This is a genomic window from Escherichia sp. WS1265 (genome assembly GCF_046487585.1).
Classification (GTDB): domain Bacteria; phylum Pseudomonadota; class Gammaproteobacteria; order Enterobacterales; family Enterobacteriaceae; genus Escherichia; species Escherichia coli.
The window spans coordinates 1-3,985 of the sequence record NZ_JBJQJE010000051.1; the positions used below are offsets into that span (position 1 = coordinate 1).

Sequence of the window (3,985 nt, forward strand, 5' to 3'; positions counted from 1 at the left end):
TTTTTACGCACTGCGGTTAATGATTTCATGGATAGCGTCCACCATATTTGGTGTCCACTATTCTTTCAGGAATTTCAGGATCTGCCAGACGGTGCTGAGACGACGCTTACCCTTAAAGGACAAATAAATGCGTGGTTTTCAGGGTAATGGCTGAATCAGCGCAGGCTCTCCAGCAGCGTTTCCGCCATCACCCACAATGCGCGGTTGAGCTTAATGTCAGTGTCAATGCTGTGAATGGCACGGGTATGGATACGTTTTCCTTTAGCGCTGCGACCTGAAATTCCGCCTTTCAGCATATTCTCCTGAATGGTCTGATAAGCACTCCACAGGTCCTTACCGTAATCCTCCCGGCGTCGTGGTGTCAGAATGTCGGCGGTGGTGACGGGCTGATGTTCGTCACCATAACGGTAAGTCAGTGCCGCCTGTGCCAGCGCCTGGCGTGCCGGTGGCGGCAGAATCAGCGACTGCATGGCATCACGCTTTTCCTCAATCCGGTCAAAAACCCCCACCACCTCGTAAGCCCCTTCAATAACTTTCTCCACCACATTTCCCCGGTGCGGAACACGCACTTCCCCCAGAGACTGACCACAGACGCATCCGTTCTGGCAGACGAACCTGAAGTAACCCGGCAGCATCTGGTAGCTGGAGGTACCGTCATGAGAGTTGAGCAGAATAATTTCAGGGACATGTTCTCCGTTTATCTCTCCGGCCCGCCGCAGACGCAGCATGTGTTTTGTGTATCCCCGGCGGCCCGGGTCGCGCACACGGGTCTGGCAGGCGAAGAACGGCTGAAAGCCTTCCCGCTGCAGACTTTCCAGCACGGTGATGGTGGGGATATACGTATAGCGTTCACTGCGGGAGGTATGCCGGTCTTCCCCAAAAATACCGGGTACATAGTGCATCAGTTCTTCGTGTGTCAGCGGACGGTCACGGCGTATCTGGTTCGCATAACCAAAACGACTGGCTAGTCGCATAATTTGCTCCTTATCGGTGGTTAAGATTTACTGGTGTAATAAATGAAAAAGCCACGTCTCCCGGAGAAGACGCGGCCTGATGGGTGAAATGAATGACGTTTATTGTCTGAGAAGACCGTCACTGGCGAGCCGCGTATTAAGCACCTTTCCGGCATCGGGTTCAGAATTCCGGCAGCGCCAGCGTCGCTGACCTTCCGTGTTGCGGATAATCCGACGGAAATGCATTCCCGGGTCATCCTGGATAAACACATTGCGGTAAGCTGTTATGACAGCAACCGCCTGCCCGTATGAGAAAGATCCTTCAGCCAGGACATACTCTGTGTAACCCGGCATATCTGTTTTCTCCTGATAAATAAAAAGCCTCTGCCACGCGTTGTGACAGAGGCTGAAGCATGAAACTGACTTCAGGGATCAGTTAACGTTTTTTCCGGAAACGGTAATTAGCAGTGGATGGTAGTCCTGGGGATCGAAAACCGATAACGGCAGACTGACACGATGGCCGTTACTTTCTTCAGTTGCTTTAATGATTTCGGTTGTGGCGACATTTTCCACGCACTCCGTTTCCAGAAATGCGTCTGTGGTTCGCGTGGCATTACTGTCACCAAAAGCTTCCGTTTCCATTTTTCTGGTCACCAGCGTCTGACCATATTTGTCTTTGAGTTGCAGAGTGATGGTGAGGGGGCCAAATCCTTCACCGTTTCCGCCATTATCCAGCCGGAACTGGTAAGCACAAATATTTCCCGGGAGCCATATCGTATCTGTATTGCGTATACTGATGTAACGTTGATCCTGTGCCCTGAGTGGGGCAGACCACGTTAACCCCAGAATGACGCCAGTAATAATGCAGGTTTTGAACAGGTGAATCATGGTATTTACCTCTCATGAGTCATGACGATGACACTGGCAAATCAGGTGATAAAACCTAAAAGGAGCAGAATACACGTTATGCCGGGAGCTCCGGGGGGAATGCTTCTTCCAGTCGGTTAACCATATTGCCGAGATGGGATGCATCATATTCCATGACGGGGCGTTGCCTGATGATACTGACCACCAGTGGTTTGATTAACATATTGGTCGCGGCCCGTTGTTGTATACCGGCGGCGAAAATGATCTCCAGAGCATTCTGATCGATAACACGGGCCAGATTCTCGTTCAGATTTTCAATCTCATGTCCGGTCAGCAGGAAACTGCCGGCAAGCCATGTCACCTGCTCCTGAATCATTGCCAGAATTTTGACGCGATCTTCTTCAACCAGCACTCCGGCAATTTTTCCTGATACAGCGGAGGCAATCATTCCCCCCAGAACACCGCCAACCACACGCCCTGTCAGTGCACCAAATGGTCCCAGTGGACTGAACAGTATCCCGCCCGCCACTGACCCGACAGCTCCACCTGCCACACCGGAAGATGCCACGGCAAGATTCCTGATGAACTGCGCACCGGAGATCCGTCCCCGCAACATTTTGATCATGTCAGGGCCGGTTGTGACAGCTACCAGTGCCAGAGATGTCACCAGCGTACCCTTCATTACTTTGTTCAGGGCACTGATATTTCCTGCACCAGTCCCCTTCTGAAGAGCCAGTCGGACAGTCGGGCTGGCAGTCGAAAAATCAATGTGCTTCAGCATACCCTGAACAACACTGAGCCGGTGAAGTTGCTGGGTTGTGACGTAGACAGCCAGTGTGCGGGTGAAGGTTTTTCCTGCCTGGACAGCAGCTGTCTGCAGGGCAGCATCGCGATCGCCAGTGCTGAGCCAGAAGACCGATGCCGTCAGGGCAAAACTGATCCCTCCGGCCGCCAGACTGACAACCGAACCCTCGGCAATATCATAAGTGACCGATTCGATGGTCCCGAACCGGGTGATATTACGGGCCTGGGTATAAGTCAGATGTCCCCGACGAATCAGCCGGGACGCTTCTGCGGGATCGGTTACACCGGGTACTTTACCTTCGCGGATCTTATTCCTCATGGTTTCAACAGCGCCGGCATACTGATCACGGGGGACTTCCAGTTGCATGGGGCCATTATTTCCCGTGTAACGATACTGTCCGTTTTGTCCGTCGAATGCCGCACCGACGCTACGGGCTGCAGTTGAACAATATTTCGTCTGGATTTCTGTTCCGCTGACCAGTCTGTCTGCTCCATTTCTGGCATTATTATCACCGAGGATCCGTGCGTTTTTCAGACGGACTCTGTCGACAATATGGTTTCCCCGTTCAGCGGCAAACCCATGTCCCTGCCCTCCGGAAGCAAACATTTTCTCATTTGTACTCCAGGTTTCCGGCAGTTTCATGAGAATCAGACCATTCGCCGTTGCATCGGAAATAAAACAGTTGTAAGGGCGTTCATAAATTTCCTGACACAGTATTTCTGTTTCGCGACAAAGAGAGGAGCAGTACCATTCCGGATCCGGCTTATGATTTTCCGGGGCATGATGTACTTCTGTCAGCCCGCAGGAGGCACAGACACGAAGCTCATCCACGTGGTGGAATGATACAAAACGGCGACCTTCTGAAAACGGATACCAGTCACCGCCGTCCAGGCAACGATCGAGAAAATCGTCATTCGCTTCCGGTGATAAATTCAGGCGGTTCCGGAAGAGCGTTTTCAGTTCATCAGGTGTGAATGACAGGTTCTCTTTCAACTGTTCGTTAAACCCTGCCATGTTTCTTTCATACCAGGCATTGTTCAGTAACCAGTTTCCGTCTGCCAGTTCAAATTCCCTCAGCTCTCCCCGGGAAATCCGTTGAGAAATGAGCGTCAGCCAGATGCGCTCCGTCAGTGAGTCAGGAAGGCTGTAATCGTTTTGCAAACTGGTCTGCCACGATTTACTGTTGAGCACCGGTTGTTCTTCCAGTGTCTGGCTGATGGCACAGGTCAGTTTTTTCAGCGCCTGGATTTGGCTGGCCGCCCATAGCAGCGTCACTAATGCAGCCAGCCAGTACAACAACCCGCCCCACCACATCAGTGACGGTGAAATATCGTACTGTAACGCGATCAATGGTGCGCAT

The 3,985-nt window shown here is 52.0% G+C and carries 4 protein-coding genes; all 4 read right to left on the reverse strand.

Annotated features, from left to right (window positions below; translation table 11 throughout):
* Positions 1 to 155 precede the first annotated feature (155 nt).
* Complete coding sequence (locus ACJHX3_RS24455) at positions 156 to 974, reverse strand: DUF932 domain-containing protein (RefSeq protein ID WP_001234642.1); 819 nt, start codon at positions 972 to 974, stop codon at positions 156 to 158.
* A gap of 99 nt (positions 975 to 1,073) precedes the next feature.
* On the reverse strand, positions 1,074 to 1,307 hold the full coding sequence (locus ACJHX3_RS24460; RefSeq protein ID WP_001119719.1) for a DUF905 family protein: 234 nt from the start codon (positions 1,305 to 1,307) through the stop codon (positions 1,074 to 1,076).
* Positions 1,308 to 1,385: 78 nt separating this feature from the next.
* Positions 1,386 to 1,841: an IrmA family protein gene (locus tag ACJHX3_RS24465; RefSeq protein WP_000581493.1), complete on the reverse strand. Its 456-nt coding sequence runs from the start codon at positions 1,839 to 1,841 to the stop codon at positions 1,386 to 1,388.
* A gap of 76 nt (positions 1,842 to 1,917) precedes the next feature.
* Positions 1,918 to 3,985 (reverse strand): hypothetical protein (locus ACJHX3_RS24470; protein WP_410236228.1); only part of this gene is annotated, 2,068 nt, incomplete at its 5' end.